Source organism: Azospirillum sp. TSO35-2 (genome assembly GCF_003116095.1).
GTDB lineage: Bacteria > Pseudomonadota > Alphaproteobacteria > Azospirillales > Azospirillaceae > Azospirillum.
Genome location: NZ_LGRA01000008.1, coordinates 1,262,223 through 1,276,574 on the forward strand (window position 1 = coordinate 1,262,223; position 14,352 = coordinate 1,276,574).

At 69.3% G+C, this 14,352-nt stretch carries 13 protein-coding genes; 6 read left to right on the forward strand and 7 right to left on the reverse strand.

Annotated features, from left to right (window positions below; all coding sequences use genetic code 11):
* Positions 1-222 precede the first annotated feature (222 nt).
* The 5 genes from TSO352_RS07215 to TSO352_RS07235 all read right to left on the reverse strand — a co-directional run bounded on the left by TSO352_RS07215 (position 223) and on the right by TSO352_RS07235 (position 6,313).
* Positions 223-1,176: a PfkB family carbohydrate kinase gene (locus TSO352_RS07215; protein ID WP_109106588.1), complete on the reverse strand. Its 954-nt coding sequence runs from the start codon at positions 1,174-1,176 to the stop codon at positions 223-225.
* 150 nt (positions 1,177-1,326) lie between these two features.
* Complete coding sequence (locus tag TSO352_RS07220; protein ID WP_109106589.1) at positions 1,327-2,265, reverse strand: ABC transporter substrate-binding protein; 939 nt, start codon at positions 2,263-2,265, stop codon at positions 1,327-1,329.
* A 61-nt stretch (positions 2,266-2,326) separates the two neighbouring features.
* Positions 2,327-3,337, reverse strand: coding sequence for a ribose ABC transporter permease (locus tag TSO352_RS07225; protein WP_109106590.1), 1,011 nt, complete (start codon positions 3,335-3,337; stop codon positions 2,327-2,329).
* A gap of 81 nt (positions 3,338-3,418) precedes the next feature.
* Complete coding sequence (locus tag TSO352_RS07230; RefSeq protein ID WP_247871945.1) at positions 3,419-4,972, reverse strand: sugar ABC transporter ATP-binding protein; 1,554 nt, start codon at positions 4,970-4,972, stop codon at positions 3,419-3,421.
* 90 nt (positions 4,973-5,062) lie between these two features.
* On the reverse strand, positions 5,063-6,313 hold the full coding sequence (locus tag TSO352_RS07235; RefSeq protein WP_199231508.1) for an ROK family transcriptional regulator: 1,251 nt from the start codon (positions 6,311-6,313) through the stop codon (positions 5,063-5,065).
* A gap of 231 nt (positions 6,314-6,544) precedes the next feature.
* Here TSO352_RS07235 and TSO352_RS07240 point away from each other — a divergent pair, with 231 nt between their 5' ends.
* From TSO352_RS07240 to TSO352_RS07255, 4 genes are all read left to right on the forward strand, one after another.
* On the forward strand, positions 6,545-6,976 hold the full coding sequence (locus TSO352_RS07240) for an RbsD/FucU domain-containing protein (protein ID WP_109106719.1): 432 nt from the start codon (positions 6,545-6,547) through the stop codon (positions 6,974-6,976).
* Positions 6,977-7,076: 100 nt separating this feature from the next.
* Entirely contained in the window at positions 7,077-7,283 is a 207-nt protein-coding gene (locus TSO352_RS07245) for a DUF2795 domain-containing protein (protein WP_109106592.1), read from the forward strand.
* 305 nt (positions 7,284-7,588) lie between these two features.
* A complete protein-coding gene (locus TSO352_RS07250; protein WP_109106593.1) occupies positions 7,589-10,744 on the forward strand; it encodes a carbohydrate-binding domain-containing protein in 3,156 nt (1,051 codons plus the stop codon).
* Positions 10,745-11,048: 304 nt separating this feature from the next.
* Complete coding sequence (locus tag TSO352_RS07255) at positions 11,049-11,795, forward strand: phytochelatin synthase family protein (protein ID WP_247871946.1); 747 nt, start codon at positions 11,049-11,051, stop codon at positions 11,793-11,795.
* Between the two features lie 22 nt (positions 11,796-11,817).
* On the opposite strand, the gene TSO352_RS07260 is transcribed toward TSO352_RS07255, so the two are convergent.
* A complete protein-coding gene (locus tag TSO352_RS07260; RefSeq protein ID WP_109106720.1) occupies positions 11,818-12,222 on the reverse strand; it encodes a hypothetical protein in 405 nt (134 codons plus the stop codon).
* A 181-nt stretch (positions 12,223-12,403) separates the two neighbouring features.
* Between TSO352_RS07260 and TSO352_RS07265 the strand changes: the two genes are divergently transcribed.
* Both TSO352_RS07265 and TSO352_RS07270 read left to right on the forward strand, forming a co-directional pair.
* Entirely contained in the window at positions 12,404-12,973 is a 570-nt protein-coding gene (locus tag TSO352_RS07265; RefSeq protein WP_109106595.1) for a DUF3305 domain-containing protein, read from the forward strand.
* Positions 12,966-13,631 carry a DUF3306 domain-containing protein gene (locus tag TSO352_RS07270; RefSeq protein ID WP_146210718.1) on the forward strand — a complete coding sequence of 222 codons (666 nt, stop codon included), beginning with the start codon at positions 12,966-12,968 and terminating at the stop codon, positions 13,629-13,631. The genes TSO352_RS07265 and TSO352_RS07270 overlap by 8 nt, the downstream gene beginning before the upstream one ends.
* Here the strand turns inward: TSO352_RS07270 and TSO352_RS07275 are convergent.
* Positions 13,559-14,323, reverse strand: coding sequence for a glucose 1-dehydrogenase (locus tag TSO352_RS07275; RefSeq protein WP_109106596.1), 765 nt, complete (start codon positions 14,321-14,323; stop codon positions 13,559-13,561). The two genes, TSO352_RS07270 and TSO352_RS07275, sit on opposite strands and share 73 nt — an antisense overlap.
* Positions 14,324-14,352 lie beyond the last annotated feature (29 nt).

Consider the following 14,352-nt stretch of genomic DNA (forward strand, 5'->3'; position numbering starts at 1 on the left):
TCGCCCTGGCGCAAGGACAAGGGCGGTGCTTGCCGCCGCGCGCCTCCGATAGCCGGAGGCGCGCGGCGCCTCTCGCTCGATGCTCCCTGATTGAACGGTGGAGCCCGATCCGGATCAGCCCGGCAGGCAGCCTGTGCGGAGAACTGTAGCGCGCAGCAGGTTCGCCGAGCTGATTGTTTGGTAACAGCGCCTTTTCAGAGCTGTGCCGCCGTTACACAGGCGTTACAAACGGACTTCGCCCAGCAGCGCCTCGACCTCGGCGCGCGTGGGCATCGCGGGAATCGCCCCGCGGCGGGTGGTGGCCAGGGCGCCGGCCGCGTTGGCAAAGCGGCACAGCCCTTCCACCGGGGCGTCCGGTTCGGTCAGCAGGCCGGAGAGGAAGGCGGCCATGAAGGCGTCCCCCGCCCCGGTGGTGTCGACCGCCTGCACCGTGAAGCCGCCGACGCTGACCTGACCGTCGCGGGTCAGGCAGGTGGAACCCTTCGCCCCGTGGGTCACCACCAGCGCCCGCATGCGGTCGTGCCACAGCGCCCGCCCCGCCGCCGGGTCGTCGGAGCCGGTCAGGAAGGCCAGCTCCTCGTCGCTGAGCTTGACGACGCTGGAGCGGGCCACCCCTTCGGCGATGGCGGCGCGCGCCGCCCCGAGATCCGGCCACAAGGCGGGCCGCAGGTTGGCGTCGAACGACACCGTCAGGCCGTTGGCCGACGCCGTGTCCGCCGCCGCCCAGGTGGCGGCGCGCGAGGACTGGCCGATCAGGCCGACCGACCCGAAATGCAGCAGGCCGGCCGCCGCCACCGCGGCGTGGTCGATGTCGGCGGGCGCCAGCGTGCCCCACGGCTCGCCGTAGAACAGGAACTCGCGGTCGCCGTCCTCGGCCAGCGAGACGAAGGCCAGCGGCGTGCGGTTCGCCGGATCGCTGCGGACCAGCGCGGTGTCGACCCCGGCGTCGGCCAGGGTCTGCACCAGGAACCGCCCGAAGCCGTCGTCGCCCACCTTCGCGATCATTCCACTCGTCAGGCTGCCGCCCAGCCGGGCCAGCCCGACCGCGACGTTGGCCGGAGCCCCGCCGGGCGCCTTCTGGAAGGCCTCGGCGGTGCGCAGGTCGCGGCCGGTGACGGTCGGCACGAAGTCGATCAGCACTTCGCCCAGACAGAGCGCGTGGATGGCGGCGGACATGGAACGGGTTCCTTCCCTGCTTGGTCCTGCGGTAACGGCCGCGACGGCGGCCGCGCGGGCACAGGCCCGCGAAGCCAAGGTCCGCGGAGGCGGACCGCCCGGCGTTTGAGGGTAAGTTCCGACCGCAGGTCGTAACTTTTGAGAACAGTCTTACTTGGACGTCCAGCCCTTGTACTCGTTGACGTTCTTGCGGGTGATCAGGTCGGCCGGGATCAGGGTCACGGTCTGGGCCGGCGGCTTGCCCTGCAGGATCTGGTAGCCGACATCGACCGCCTTCTGCGCCATCGTGTAGGGGTCCTGGGCCGACGACGCCTCCACCAGGTTGCCGGGCTGCTTCAGCGCCGCCTCGATGTCCGGCGCGCCGTCGACCGAGGTGATGAACAGGTCGTTGCGGCCCAACTGCTTGGCGGCCAGATCGGCGCCGATCGCCTGCGGGTCGTTGATGGTGAAGACGGCGTCGATCTTGTCGAAGGCGGTCAGCAGGCCAATCATGACCTCCAGCCCGCCTTCGCGCGAGCCCTTGCCGTTCTGGTTGTCGGACAGCACCTTGATCCCGGCGCTCTTCGCCAGGGTCTGCTTGCAGCCGTTGACGCGGTCGATCACCGCCGACACCGGCGGGCCGTTCATGATGACGACGTTGCCCTTGCCGCCCAGCTTGTCGGCGATGTAGCCGCAGGCTTTCTCGCCGGCTTCGATGTTGTTGGTGGTCACCGTGGCGGCGGCGCCCTTGGCGGCGACGTCCACCGCGACGGCGACGATTCCGGCCGCCTTCAGCCGCGCCATGGCCGGGGCGATGGCTTCCGGATCGGCGGCGTTGACCAGCACCATGTCGACGCCCGACGCGATGAAGTTGTCGATCTGGGTCGACTGCTTGTTCAGGTCGTAGTCGGCCGACACCGCGGTGACCTTGACCTTGGCGCCACCCAGCTCCTTGGCCTTGGCCTCGGCGCCCTTGACGATCTGCACGAAGAACGGGTTGCCCAGGCTGCCGACCGTGACGCCGATCGAGGTCAGGTCCTTGGCGAGCGCCGGGGTGGCGGCGGCGATGAGGCCAGCAGTGGCGAGCAGCAGGGACGTCTTCTTGATCATGCGATTCCTCCAGGTTTGAACGGTTTGTTGTTGTGGCTCGTGAAGGACGGGTGACGGCCGCTCAGGTGCGGGCGCTGCCCTTGTTGCGGTACCGGTCGAGCGCGACCGCGCCGACGATCACCAGACCCTTGATGATGAGCTGCCAGATCTCGGTGACGTTCATCAGGATCAGGCCGTTCGACAGCACCGCGATGATCAGCGCGCCGACCAGGGTGCCGATGATGGTGCCGATGCCGCCGACGAAGCTGGTGCCGCCGAGGATCACCGCGGCGATGGCGTCGAGTTCATAGCCGGTGCCGAGCTGCGCCCCGTTGGCCGAGTAGGTGCGGGCCGCCGACATCACGCCGCCCAGCGCCGCCAGCACGCCCGAGGCGCAATAGGCGAACATCAGCACCGCCCACACCTTGATGCCCGACAGCCGCGCCGCGTCCGGGTTGCCGCCGACGCCGTAGATGCGCACGCCCAGCACCGTGCGGCGCAGGATGAACCAGCTGACCGCGACGACGGCCAGCGCGATCACCACCAGCCAGGGAATGCCGAACAGTTGGGCGTTGCCGATCCAGGCGAAGGGCAGCTCGGCGTTGAACACCGTGGTGTCGTTGCCCAGCAGGCGGGCGAGGCCGCGCACCGCGGTCATGGCGCCCAGCGTGACGATGAAGGGCGGCAGGCGGAAGAAGGCGACGAGGCTGCCGTTCAGCGCGCCCAGCGCCAGCCCGCTCAGCAGCGCCACCGGGATCGCCATCCAGGCCGCGCCGGTCAGCGACAGCGTCACCGCGGTCACCGCCGACACCGCCAGCACCGCGCCCACCGCCAGATCGATGCCGCCGGTCAGGATGACGAAGGTCATGCCGGCGCCGAGCACGATGTTGATCGCCGCCTGCTGGGCGACGATGGCGATGTTGCGGCCGGTTAGGAACTTGCCGGTCGCCAGATCGAAGGCGATGCAGATCAGCACCAGCACCGGCAGCATGCCGGCGACCTGCAGGGCGGTGCGCAGCCTTTGCCGCCGGGCAGCCGACAGGGCGACCGCGTCGGAAGCCGGCAGGCCGGGCGTGTTCAGGTTGGCGATCATCGCGGCGTATCCTTCCTTCCAATACCGGCCTTCCACTGCCGGCTTCGGCTTTTTTTCGTGTTTGCGCCGGACGGCGGAGCGTCAGAGCGTGACGCCGGTGGCCAGCGCCATGATGTTCTCCTGGGTGACGGGGCGGCCGCTGTCGCCGCCGACCTCGCCGGTGATGTGCCCTTCGCGCATCACCAGGACGCGGTCGCAGATGCCGATCAGCTCCGGCAGTTCGCTGGAGATCACCAGCACGCCGACGCCCTCGCGGGCCAGCCGGTCGATGGTGCGGTAGATCTCGGCCTTGGCGCCGATGTCGATGCCGCGCGTCGGCTCGTCCAGGATCAGCACGCGCGGACCGGCCTCCAGCCAGCGCGACAGCAGCACCTTCTGCTGGTTGCCGCCGGACAGGGCGCCGACGTTGGTCGACGGCCGGTCGACCCGGATGCCCAGCGCCTTGATCGCGTCGCCCGCCCGCGTCCGGCCGCGGCCGCGGTCGAGCAGCCCGCCCGCGCGGGCGTCGTCGCCGCAGACGAAGAAGTTGATGTTGTCCTGCACCGACATGTCGAGGAACAGGCCCTGGGCCTTGCGGTCCTCGGTCAGGTAGGCGAGGCCGGCGGCAAGGGCGGCCGCGGGGGTGGGCCGCGTCAACGTCGCCCCCCCGACGCGCACCGTGCCGCCGGCCAACGGGTCGGCGCCGTAGATCAGACGCGCCAACTCGGTGCGGCCGGCCCCGACGAGGCCGGCCAGCCCCAGAACCTCGCCCGCCCGCAGGGTCAGGCTGACGGGCTGCACCCGGCGTCCGCCGTCGGTCAGCCCCTCCACCTCCAGCACCGGGGCGCCGGGCGAGCGGAGATTCTGGTGGTCGTGCTTGTAGAAGCCGGCAAGGTCGCGGCCGACCATCATGCGGACCAGCCGGTCGGCGCTCAGCTCCTCGCGCTCCAGTGTGCCGACGTAGGAGCCGTCGCGCAGCACGGCGACGCGGTCGGCCAACGCGTAGATCTCGTCCATCCGGTGGCTGATGTAGATGATCGCCAGTCCCTCGCCGCGCAATTGGCGCATCAGGGCGAACAGCCGGTCGGTCTCGCGCGCCGACAGGGTGGTCGTCGGCTCGTCCATTACCAGCAGCTTGGAGCGGGTGTGCAGCGCGCGGGCGATCTCCACCATCTGCCGTTCGGCGATCGACAGGTCGCGCACCAGGGTTTCGGGGCCGAAGGTGGCGCCCAACCGCTGCAGCACGCCGCGGCAGTCCTCGCGCATGCCGGCCCGGTCGACCAGCCCGAAGCGCGACCGCTCGCGGCCGAAGAAGATGTTCTCCGCCACCGTCAGGTTGGGCAGCAGCGACAGTTCCTGGTAGATGATGGCGATGCCGTGGTCGCGCGCGTCCTGTGGACCGCCGACCGTCACCGGCTGGCCGTCGATCAGGATCTCGCCGCCCGGATCGGCCTGGTAGGCGCCCGACAGCACCTTCATCAGGGTGCTCTTGCCCGCCCCGTTCTCGCCCATCAACGCCAGGATCTCGCCCGAGCGCACGTCGAGACGCACGTCGTTCAGCGCCTTGGTGCCCGGAAAGGTCTTGGAAATGCCGCGCATTTCAAGAATCGGCGGACGCACGACCGGCGTCGGCACGAACATGGCGGTCGCACCCATGAGGGTTCCTCCGGTGGTTGGTTCGGGTCGCCGGGCTTGGTGCCGGCTTTTCTGCCCGGACGTCGCTGAGTGGACTCTGCTGATTGGACTCTACTGGTTGACCAGGATTTCCCGGCTCGGGCTGTAGTTGAGGTGCAGCGGCAGGATGGCCGCCCCCAGCGCCGCCGCGTGCCGGCCGATCTGGCCGAGCCGCAGCGGCGGCGGTCGTCGCGCCTCCGGCACCGCCTCGTCCAGATAACGGTTGAGCCGGGTTTCCAGGTCGCGGCGCACCGGCATCGGCAGGTCGGCGTCGATCACGATCGCCTCGACGTCCAGCAGGCAGGCGGCCGACAGCAGCGGCATCACCAGCGCGTTGGCCGCGTCGTCCAGCCACTCCGCCACCAGCGCCGGATGGAGCGGGATGGCCTGTTCCAGCTCGCTGCGCAGCGCGACCTCGACGCCGTTGGCGCGCAGATGGCGGATGAGCGAGTTGATCGACGCCCGCGTCAGCAGGATGTCGCAACTGTGGGTCGGGCGCGGGGCGGAGGCGAGGCGCGACGGCCCCACCGGCATCAGGCCGATGTCGCCGGCGTTGCCGGTGATGCCCCGGTAATACTGGCCGTTCATCACCAGGCCGCCGCCGATGGCGGAGCCGATGAACAGATAGACGAAATTCTCCAGCTCGCGGCCGCAGCCCTGGAACATCTCCGCCACCGCGGCGGCGGTGCCGTCGTTCTCGCGGAACACCGGCAGCCCGGTCGCCGCCCCGAGCTGGGCGGCGATGTCGACGTCGTTCCACACAGTGTAGGCGTCGAAGCGGATGTCCAGCTCCCGCCGCCAGCTTCCCATGTTGTAGGGCGCGGCGACGCCGATGCCGACCAGACGGTCGCGGCCGCCGGCCGGCAGGCCGCCCTGCATGTCGGCGATGTCGCCCAGCGCCAGCGCCAGCGATTCCTCCGGCATCGGGAAGTCGCGCTCGTGATGGCGGCGCTCCACGACATGGCCGCAGAAATCGACCAGCACGGTGTCGACCGAGCGGCGCCCGACCTTCACCCCGATCGAATAGGCCCCTTCCGGATTCAGCGACAGCAGCGTCGCCGGCTGGCCGCGCGCCCCCGACCGCTTGCCTTCGCTGCGGATCAGGCCGCGCTCCTCCAGCTCCTTGACGATGATGCCGGCGGTGTTGCTGGTCAGGCTGACGGTGCGCGACAGGTCGGCCTTGGACGCGGCGCCCAGGCGGCGCAGCGCGTTCAGGATCACCCGTTCGTTGAACAGACGCAGGTTGACCGAATTGCTGCCCTGGCCGTTTCCGGTCGTCTGGCCGCCCCCGATCGGACCGTTTGCGTATGCGACGTAGGACACCCGCCCCTCCCCTGGTCGCCGCCCCCTGACCTTGCCGATCATAAGCAGCGTCGTTGCGCATAATTTCCCATACGAACGATCCTCGGTCAATACATAATTCACGGTGATTTAAGCCATGGACGTTCACCAGGGCCGTCGGTATGGTAACGAAGCTTCAAAATGTGCCGCGATGCGGTCCGTTCGTTGCTTCTGGCGCGGAACGGCCGGCGGACCGACAACCGGGGGGACAACATGCTGAAAGGACTGAATCCGTTGCTGGGGCCGGATCTGCTGCGGATCCTGCGCGCCATGGGGCATGGCGACGAGATCGCGGTGGTCGACGCCAACTACCCGGCGGACACCGACGCCCGGCGGCTGGTCCGCATGGACGGGCACGACGCCCCGGCCATCGTCGACGCGATCCTGTCGGTGATGCCGCTGGATGACTTCGTCGAGCACGCCGCCTTCCGCCCCGGCATCGCCGGCCAGCCCGACCGGGTGGAGCCGGTGATGGCCGAACTGGCCGAGACCGTCGCCCGCTTCGAGCCGGCCATGACCCTGGTGCCGCTGCACGGCCCCGCCTTCTACGAACGGGTGAAGGGCGCCTACGCGCTGGTCGCGTCGGGGGAACGTCGCCTCTACGGCAACATCGTGCTGCGCAAGGGTGTGGTGCGCCCGGACTGACGGCAATCCGCCTTCGGTGCAGCCGCGACATTCCGGAATCGGTCCTGTTGGTCAGGGTCCGGCGACACCCGCCGCAGGACACGACAGACAGGAGAATCCGATGACCCGTGGTCTTGGAGGGCATTCCCCGGCCAACATCTCGCACCACTTGAAGGGGATCGATTTCCCCGCCGACAAGGCCGATGTGGCGCAGCACGCCAAGAAGCAGGGCGCCGACAAGGACATCCTCGACATCCTCGAAAAGATGCCGGACGGCCGTTACGAGAACATGGCAGACGTCATGAAGGGTGTCGGCAAGGTCGAGTGACCGCGTTCACCCGGCCAGCACTTCCGGCCAAAACTGCGGCTGGTTTGCCGCAGTGCGAAATAGAAAGCGGTCACGCTCGCGGCAAAGCCCACGCTTATGCTTGCCGGGTCTTCGACCGGACTCGATCACCATCCCATTCCACTATCCCCATGCGGCCGCAGCAAACGCTGCGGCCGTTTTTTGTCTCATTCATGCCACGGAAAAGGGGGCCATTCATAATTTCCTAACCAAAAGGGTTAGTACCCCGTTAAGCCTAACAGACCAGCCTGCGGAACAAGGCAGTACCCAAAAAGCGGAGTTCCAAAATGGCTACCACCAACACCGACGGCACGATCCAAGTCACGTTCGCGGTCAACGCCTGGGGCGCCGCCGCCGGCGGAAAATGGCCGCATTTCCAATTGCTTCTGGACGGTGCCAGCATCGGTGAGGCCACGGTCGCCTCGGCGACCCAGTCGCGTTACGTCTTCACGGCCAATGTGCCGGCGGACAAGGCCCACGCGCTGCAACTGGTCTATGACAACGACGACACGGTTAACGGCGTCGACCGCAACCTGTTCGTCAAGTCGTTCGAGATCGACGGCAAGACCGTCCTCGCCATCGACCCGTCGGTGAAGTACGACACCGGCAAGGTCGACGGGCTGAACGTCATCGCCGGGCAGACCGAGATGTACTGGCCGGGCGCGCTGAACGTCGCGCTGCCCGCCACGATGTTCCCGTCCACCCCGGCCGACACCGCGACCGAGGCCGCCGCCTCGATGACCACGACGATCAAGGTGAATGCCTACGGCATCAGCGCCGCCGGTCAGGCGCCGCACTTCAAGCTGCTGGTCGACGACCAGGTCGTCGGCGACGCCTGGGTCACCGCCACCTCCGCCACCAATTACACCTTCACGGCCAACGTCGACCCGAACGAGGCCCACAAGATCCAGATCTGGTACGACAACGACGCCACGGTGAACGGCGTCGACCGCAACCTGTTCGTCAAGTCGATCAACATCGACGGCCAGACCATCGCCTCGACCTCCGACATGGCCTCCTACGACAAGGGCCCGGTGGACGGCAAATACGTCGTCGCCGGCCAGGAGGGGCTCTATTGGGGTGGCGCCCTGACCTTCGGCGTGCCGGAGGAGTATTTCGGCGGCGCCTACGTGCCCCCGCCGCCGCCGGCCCCGAGTTCGGCGGTCGACATCGTCGTCAATGCCTACGGCGTCTCGGCCGGCGGCGTCGCGCCGCACTTCAAGCTGCTGGTCGACGGGCAGGTCATCGGCGACGGCAAGGCGACCACCAGCACCGCCGCCCCCTACAGCTTCAAGGCCAACGTCGATCCGACCAAGGCCCACGACGTGCAGATCGTCTACGACAACGACGCCACGGTGAACGGCGTCGACCGCAACCTGTTCGTCAAGTCGGTCGCCATCAACGGCCACACCGTCGCCGCCACCAGCAGCATCGTCACCTACGACAAGGGCGTCGTCGACGGCAAGGACGTGGTCGCGGGCCAGGAGGGGATGTACTGGGGCGGCGCGCTGAACATCAAGGCCGGCGCCGACCTGTTCGGCGCCGTCGGCACCACCCCCGACCCGGTTCCGACCGCGCCGACCAAGCCGGCCTTCTACGTCGCCACCAACGGCAAGGACACCTGGTCGGGCAAGCTGTCGGCGCCGAACGCCGACGGCACCGACGGTCCCTTCGCCAGCCTGGAGAAGGCGCAGGCCGCGATGCGGGCCAACACCGCCATCGACACCACCTATGTCCGCGAGGGCACCTATCACCTGACCAAGACGCTGGAACTGACCGCGCTCGACAACGGGCACCATTTCCAGAACTACCCCGGCGAGACGCCGGTGCTGAGCGGCGGCGAAGTGGTGAAGAGCTTCACCAGCGAGGGCAACGGCCTCTATTCGGCCAAGCTCGCCACCGCCAGCAACCTCGACCTGATCGTCGGCGACGCCCGCCAGCATCTGGCGGAAAAATACGCCTATGACAGCGCCGACCCCACCACCGGCTGGCACTTCGCCGACGCCGCCTCGACCGGGCCGAGCGGCTGGTCCATCCGCTCCCACGGCACCGAGGTGACCTCGTCCGACATCCAGCCGGGCACGCTGATCCAGGTGATGGACGCCGAACGGCTGGGCGACACGCTGACCAGCATCGCCGGCTTCAACGCCACCACCCACACCATCACGCTGAAGAACGGCGCCTCCCTGCCCTTCGCCGAGGGCACCACCTACAAGCTGCTGAACAACGCCTCCTACGTCGATCAGGCGGGCGAGTTCGCCTGGCGCTCGACGGATGGTGCGCTGCTGTACAAGGCCGCCAGCTCCGGCTTCGCCTCCACTGGCGTCGAGATCCCGCGGCTGGGCACGCTGGTCCGGCTGAACGGCGCCAGCGACGTCACCATCGACGGGCTGACCTTCAAGAACACCACCACCGGCGGCAACGCGCTGGAGCTGCTGAAGGCCAGCGGCAACCACATCAGCGACAACAGCTTCCTCAACGTCGGCACCGCGATCCACCTGGGATCGGCCTCGTCCAACAACCAGATCGCCCACAACACGCTGAACCATCTGGCGGAAAACGGCATCGAGATGGACGGCCGCAGCAACGGCAACAGCATCTACGCCAACAGCATCAGCAACATCGGCGAGGTGCACAAGGCGGTGGCCGGCATCATCGGCACCGGCGTCGACAACAACGTCATCTCCAACAACGACATCGACCACAGCGCCCGCTACGGCATCTCGTTCAAGGATTACGGCGGCACCACCAACACGGTGAACCACAACAACATCATCCAGTACAACAAGATCTCCTACACCGGGCAGGAGACCGCCGACGGCGGCGCCATCGAAATCCTGGGCCGGTCCAGCGTCGACACCGGCATGATCATCCAGGGCAACCGGATCGAGCACGCCAGCGGCCTCGCCACCAGCGACACCGACACCTGGCTGCACGGCCAGAAGGGCTTCGGCATCTATCTGGACGACATGGCCGGCGGGATCACGGTGAAGGACAACTTCATCAAGGATGCCGACTGGGCGTCGGTGCAGATCCATGGCGGCGACAACAACGTCGTCACCAACAACTTCGCCGAGATCGCCAACAACAAGGAAGACTTCATCCGCATCGAATGGCAGCCGGTGCACGGCACCGCCGGCGACCCCCACCACAACACCATCACCAAGAACGTGGTGGCGGGCACGCTGCCGCTCGACGACTACACCGAGCTGCTGAGCGCCAACGACTTCGTCATCGACAGCAACCTGGTCTACAACGTGCCGAAATACGGCGACCACGACGTCATCGGCAAGCCGATGTTCACCAACGCCTATTGGGGCGACTATTCGCTGCAGGCGACCTCGCCGGCCTTCGCGATGGGCATCCACGACCTGGCCTGGGCCAAGATGGGGGTGACCGGCACCGAAACGGTCGGGCTGGAGCACTTCTGGGACGGCGTCTGACGACACCGGATGACACGGCGCATCGGGGGTAAGCCCCCGGTGCGGCTGCCCGGAGATGGGCGGGGCCTGTTTTGCTCGATGCGGTCGAGCAGAGGAGGCTCCGCCCATGTCCGTTTCGAAAAGGTCCGCTTCAGCGACATCCGTGTCAGCAACGCCTCGACCCGCGGCGGAACCGGCGGGGACGGGACGGTGTCCGGCCCGGCTTGGCCTTGGCGCTGCAGCGCACCATATGCGGGCCGCGCGTCGGTCCGGACCGACCGGGCCGCGCAAGCTCCCAGGACTGGACGGACAGAGACCCTTTCTGATGAAGCCTTTGAAAGTTGCCGTCGGCATCGCGCTGTGGACGGTCTGCGTCGCGGTGTCGGCGCAGGGGCAGGACACCAAGCCGAAATTCGGCCCCGACGCGGTGCCGATCACCCGTTCCACCGACTATGTGCGCAGCGCCGCCGCTCCCGATTACTGGGCGCTCAGCCCCTATTACGTGCCGCAGACGACCGGGGCCTCCTGTTCGCTGGCCAGCGTGACGATGATGCTGAACGCGCTGCGCGGGCTGCCGGCCCTGGCCTCGGAACGGCTTTTGACCGCCAAGCAGGTGCTCGACCGGCTGGGCGACGACCATTGGCGCGAGGCGACCGCTGAAGAGGGCGATGGCGTGTCCTTCGGCGAGCTGGAAACCTACGTCCGCCGCAGCCTCCAGGCCTTCGGCATCGAGGCGGACATCGAAGTGTGGCGCCCGCGCGACGCCTCGCCCGCGACGCTGGCCGAGCTGCGCCGCATCCTCGCCTCGAACGAGCAGAGCGCCGACGACGTCATCCTGCTGGCCTTCGACCAGGGAACGCTGACCGGCGACGTCGGCGTCGGCCACATCGCCCCGCTCGGCGCCTATGACGCCGCGACGCGGCGGGCGCTGGTGATGGACCCCGACCGGTCCTGGTACGTCCCCTACTGGACCAGCGACGCCCGGCTGCTCGACGCGATGCTGAAGCCGGACCACGCCGACCCCGACGGCAGCGGCCTGATCCGCGTCCGCGCCCGCCGGGTGTCGGGGTAACGGTCTGCCGGGGGGACGAACCCTACTTCACCTCCTGGCTGGTCAGGTCGGACGGGTTCTGCGAGCGGGTCGGCTCGTCGGGCTGGTCGGGCTCGCTCGCCAGCGCGTTGGGGCGCGGCACCGGGGTGCCGTTCAGGTCGGGCGGCGCCCGGCGGACGGCGGCGAGCGCCTGCTGCAACTCGGCGCTCTGGGTGTCGCCCGACGAGGCGTCGTTGGGCGAGCGCGTGCCCTGGGGGGTGGGATGCGGTTCCTGGCTGCCGCGGACGGCCGGATCGTTGGCCGCCGCGTCGCCTTTCGACGCCCCTTGGGACGCATCCGAGGACGGGGCCGGGGCGGCGGTCTGGGCGGCGGTCTGGGCGTTGACCTGGACGGCGCCGCCGAAGCCCAGCAGGCTCGACAGGACCAGGGCGGCGGCGATGGTGCGCATGACGCGTCCTTCCTCCATTACGGGGTTTCTCCTCCATTACGGGGTTTCGATCGGGTGTGGGCGGACGGCGGGTTCGTTCCTTCTTGACCGGGGCGCGGGCACCAACGCTCCGCCGGCGCGTTGTATCGCGACGGAGCCGCGCTCCGGCCCGTCCGCACCCAGCCTTCCAGGAACGCCGCCGATGCCCACCGAGTTCCCCGCCGCCTCTCCCGTTCCCAGCCAACCTCCAGACCCGCCGGCCGACCGTGCCGAACGCCGCCGCGTCGGGGTGCTGGTCGAACGGCGGAGCATCGACAATCCGTGGATCGAGGCGCGCTGGCAGCCGGCGCTGCTGGTCCCGCCAATCCCCGGCCAGACCGACTGGAGCGTGGTGGCGGAAGGGCCGGGCTGGACCCGCTATTACGCCGGCAGCGCCGAGATCGCGCTGTTCCCGACCGAGACGGAGAACTACAAGCACAACCTCGACGGCGGCAGCCCCTGCGCCTACGTCATCCTGCGGCCGGGCGCTCCGGCGCCGGGGATGCGGCTGCTGTGCGTCACCGTCGATCCCGGCGAGATCGACACCCACGCCGAAGCGGGGGACGACGTGATCGAGCCGCTGCCGCTGCCGGCCCCGCTGGCGCTGTGGATCGACGGCTTCGTCGCCCGCCACCACGTCGAGCGCCCCTTCCACAAGCGCAAGCGCGACCGCGCCGACCCCGAGGCGCTGGCCCGCCGCCCGCCGGCCGGAGGAGAGCACCGTCATGACTGAGCATGCGAGCGGCGGCGACGACGAAGGCTTCCTCGGCCGCTGGTCGCGGATGAAGCGGGAGGCGAGGCCGGCGGCGCCACCCGCGGATCAGCCGGCACCGGCCGCGACCGCCCTGCCCGTTCCCGCACCCGCCCCCGCCCTGCCGGAGGGCGCGGAGCTGCCGGTGGCGGAGCGGTCGGCGCCGGAGCCGGCGTTGGAGCTGCCGCCGCTGGACAGCCTGGGCGCCGGCAGCGACTACACCGGCTTCCTGCGCAGCGAGGTGCCGGCCGAATTGCGGCGGCAGGCGCTGCGCAAGGCCTGGGTCAGCGACCCGGTCATCGCCGACTTCCGCGGCTTCGCCGACTATGACTGGGACCTCAACGCGCCGGGCTACGGCGCCTTGTGGCCGACCGACAACGTCGCCGCGCTGCTGGAAGCGATCTTCCCCAGCCCCGCGCCGGCGGACGGCGGACAGCCACCCGCCGACGAACCAACGGCCCCGCCGCCGGCCGCCGTCGCGGAGGTCGAGCCGGACAACGCCGCCCCGGAGAACGCCGCGGGCGAGGACGCCGCGGACGACGCCCTCAGCGAACCGCCCGGCGAGCTTCAGACGCAGCGGCCGCCGTCGACCTCCAGGCAGACGCCGGTCAGGAACGCCGCCTCGTCGGAGCAGAGGTAGAGCGCGGCGTTGGCGATGTCATCCGGGGTGGACAGCCGGCCGAGCGGGATGGTGGAGCGGAACTGCTCGCGCCGCTCCGGCGTGTCCTCGCCCATGAAGCGGTGGAGCATGCCGGTCTCGCCGGCGACCGGGGCGATGGCGCAGACCCGCACCTTGTCGGCCGCCAGCTCCGCCGCCATCGACTTGGTCAGGGTGATGACGGCGCCCTTGGAGCCGTTGTACCAGGTCAGGTTCGGCCGCGGCCGCAGGCCGGCGGTGGAGGCGATGTTCAGGATCACCCCGCCGCCCTGGGCGCGGAACACCGGCACGGCGTGGATGGCGCCGTGGTAGATCGACTTGACGTTGACGGCGAAGATGCGGTCGAAGGTCGCCTCGTCGACGTCCAGCATCGAGCCGAAGCGGTGGGTGTAGCCGGCGTTGTTGACCAGGATGTCGAGCCGGCCGAATTCGCCGATCGCCGCCGACACGATGGCCTCGTAATCCTCGCCCACCGACACGTCGGCGCGGACGGCCAGCGCGGTTTCGCCCAGGCTGTCGGCCACCCGGCCGGCCGCCGCCTCGTCCAGGTCGGCGACGATGACGCGGGCCCCTTCGGCGGCGAAGCGGCGCGCGATGCCCTCGCCGAAGCCCGACCCGCCGCCGGTGACGACGGCGACCTTGTCCAACAGACGCTGTGGATGTGACGGCAGCATAAGCGCTTCCCCCCGGCTGTGCGCGACCG